The sequence below is a fragment of the Rhodococcus sp. 14-2496-1d genome, assembly GCF_002259365.1.
Classification (GTDB): Bacteria; Actinomycetota; Actinomycetes; order Mycobacteriales; family Mycobacteriaceae; genus Rhodococcoides.
Map to the genome: position 1 here is coordinate 1,911 of NZ_NPFV01000050.1, position 3,452 is coordinate 5,362.

Here is a 3,452-nt window from a genome sequence, read left to right on the forward strand (position 1 = left end):
GTGTGTGTGTTGTTTGAGAATTGCACAGTGGACGCGAGCATCTTTGTTGTAAGTAATGAAGAGCGTACGGTGGATGCCTTGGCACCAGGAGCCGATGAAGGACGTAGGAGGCTGCGATAAGCCTCGGGGAGCTGTCAACCGAGCTGTGATCCGAGGGTGTCCGAATGGGGAAACCCAGCACGAGTGATGTCGTGTTACCTGCACCTGAATATATAGGGTGTGTGGAGGGAACGTGGGGAAGTGAAACATCTCAGTACCCACAGGAAGAGAAAACAATAGTGATTCCGTGAGTAGTGGCGAGCGAAAGCGGATGAGGCCAAACTTTGTGCGTGTGATACCCGGCAGGGGTTGCGTATGGAGGGTTGTGGGGTTTGCATTGTCGATTCTGCCGGATCGGCCGACAGTGAGAAATTGTGGTGTTAGTCGAAGTGGTCTGGAACGGCCTGTCGTAGAGGGTGAGAGTCCCGTAGACGAAAACATTGCAACTGTCGTTGTGGATACCCAAGTAGCAGCGGGCCCGTGAAATCTGCTGTGAATCTGTCGGGACCACCCGATAAGCCTGAATACTCCCTGGTGACCGATAGCGGACTAGTACCGTGAGGGAAAGGTGAAAAGTACCCCGGGAGGGGAGTGAAATAGTACCTGAAACCGTGCGCTTACAATCCGTCAAAGCCGGTGCATGATTCGTCATGGCTGGTGATGGCGTGCCTTTTGAAGAATGAGCCTGCGAGTTAGTGGCATGTCGCGAGGTTAACCCGTGTGGGGTAGCCGTAGCGAAAGCGAGTCCGAATAGGGCGTATCACCGCAAGGTGTGTAGTGGCGTGTTCTAGACCCGAAGCGGAGTGATCTACCCATGGCCAGGTTGAAGCGACGGTAAGACGTCGTGGAGGACCGAACCCACTTAGGTTGAAAACTGAGGGGATGAGTTGTGGGTAGGGGTGAAAGGCCAATCAAACTCCGTGATAGCTGGTTCTCCCCGAAATGCATTTAGGTGCAGCGTCACGTGTTTCTCACCGGAGGTAGAGCTACTGGATGGTCTAGGGGGCCTACAAGCTTACCGAAATCAGCCAAACTCCGAATGCCGGTGAGTGAGAGCGTGGCAGTGAGACTGCGGGCGATAAGGTTCGTAGTCGAGAGGGAAACAGCCCAGATCGCCAGCTAAGGTCCCTAAGCGTGTACTAAGTGGAAAAGGATGTGGGGTCGCGAAGACAACCAGGAGGTTGGCTTAGAAGCAGCCACCCTTGAAAGAGTGCGTAATAGCTCACTGGTCAAGTGATCCTGCGCCGACAATGTAGCGGGGCTCAAGTACACCACCGAAGCTGCGGCACTCACACAACAGCCCCATGCAGGTCTGCGGATCTGTGTGCAGGTGTGTGGGTGGGTAGGGGAGCGTCGTGCAGCCATGGAAGCATCGGAGTGATCCAGGTGTGGAGGCTGCGCGAGTGAGAATGCAGGCATGAGTAGCGAAAGACGAGTGAGAAACTCGTCCGCCGAATGACCAAGGGTTCCTGGGCCAGGTTAATCCGCCCAGGGTGAGTCGGGACCTAAGACGAGGCCGACAGGCGTAGCCGATGGACAACGGGTTGATATTCCCGTACCCGTGTAACCGCGCCCATGGTGAATCAGTGATACTAACCACCCTGAATCTCGCTTACTTCACGCCTTCGGGTGTGCGGGGGCGGGTGGATGCGTGGGACCTGATCTGGTAGTAGCCAAGCGATGGGGTGACGCAGGAAGGTAGCTGGGCCAGTCAGTGGTTGTACTGGTGTAAGCCTGTAGGGCGAACGGTAGGCAAATCCGCCGTTCACACAGCCTGAGAGGTGATGCGTAGCCGATTGAGGCGAATTCAGTGATCCTATGCTGCCGAGAAAAGCCTCTAGTGAGTTGTTACACGGCCCGTACCCCAAACCGACACAGGTGGTCAGGTAGAGAATACTAAGGCGATCGAGATAACTATGGTTAAGGAACTCGGCAAAATGCCCCCGTAACTTCGGGAGAAGGGGGGCCCCTGCCGGTGATCACTCTTGCAGTGTGAGCTGGTGTGGGCCGCAGAGACCAGTGAGAAGCGACTGTTTACTAAAAACACAGGTCCGTGCGAAGTCGTAAGACGATGTATACGGACTGACGCCTGCCCGGTGCTGGAAGGTTAAGAGGACCGGTTAGCCAGTGATGGCGAAGCTGAGAATTTAAGCCCCAGTAAACGGCGGTGGTAACTATAACCATCCTAAGGTAGCGAAATTCCTTGTCGGGTAAGTTCCGACCTGCACGAATGGCGTAACGACTTCTCAGCTGTCTCAACCATAGACTCGGCGAAATTGCATTACGAGTAAAGATGCTCGTTACGCGCGGCAGGACGAAAAGACCCCGGGACCTTCACTACAGCTTGGTATTGGTGTTCGGTTCGGTTTGTGTAGGATAGGTGGGAGACTGTGAAGCGGTGACGCCAGTTACTGTGGAGTCGTTGTTGAAATACCACTCTGATCGTATTGGATACCTCAACCTCGGACCATGATCTGGTTCAGGGACAGTGCCTGGTGGGTAGTTTAACTGGGGCGGTTGCCTCCTAAAATGTAACGGAGGCGCCCAAAGGTTCCCTCAGCCTGGTTGGCAATCAGGTGTCGAGTGCAAGTGCACAAGGGAGCTTGACTGTGAGACTGACAAGTCGAGCAGGGACGAAAGTCGGGACTAGTGATCCGGCACCGGCAAGTGGAAGCGGTGTCGCTCAACGGATAAAAGGTACCCCGGGGATAACAGGCTGATCTTCCCCAAGAGTCCATATCGACGGGATGGTTTGGCACCTCGATGTCGGCTCGTCGCATCCTGGGGCTGGAGTAGGTCCCAAGGGTTGGGCTGTTCGCCCATTAAAGCGGCACGCGAGCTGGGTTTAGAACGTCGTGAGACAGTTCGGTCTCTATCCGCCGCGCGCGTAAGAAACTTGAGGAAGGCTGTCCCTAGTACGAGAGGACCGGGACGGACGAACCTCTGGTGTGCCAGTTGTTCCACCAGGAGCACCGCTGGTTGGCTACGTTCGGAAGGGATAACCGCTGAAAGCATCTAAGCGGGAAGCCTGTTCCAAGATGAGGTTTCTCACCCCCTCGAGGGGGTAAGGCCCCCGGCAGACCACCGGGTTGATAGGCCAGAACTGGAAGCCCAGTAATGGGTGCAGGTGACTGGTACTAATAGGCCGAGGACTTACCACAAAGAAGCTACGCGTCCACTGTGCAATATCTGAAACAACACACGTTTCAGCACAACAATTGAATGAACCCAGTACGTCACCGATCCAGATCCGGTGGCACCGCTGATGTTCCGTGTGTAACTGTTTCGCAGAGTTACGGCGGCCATAGCGGAGGGGAAACGCCCGGTCCCATTCCGAACCCGGAAGCTAAGCCCTCCAGCGCCGATGGTACTGCACTCGACAGGGTGTGGGAGAGTAGGACACCGCCGAACAC

2 rRNA genes are annotated in these 3,452 nt (G+C 55.5%); both read left to right on the forward strand.

Annotated features, from left to right (window positions below):
• Nucleotides 1–46 precede the first annotated feature (46 nt).
• A 23S ribosomal RNA gene (locus CH296_RS28335) occupies nucleotides 47–3,200 on the forward strand.
• 133 nt (nucleotides 3,201–3,333) lie between these two features.
• Nucleotides 3,334–3,450: ribosomal RNA gene (gene rrf, locus CH296_RS28340) — 5S ribosomal RNA — on the forward strand.
• Nucleotides 3,451–3,452 lie beyond the last annotated feature (2 nt).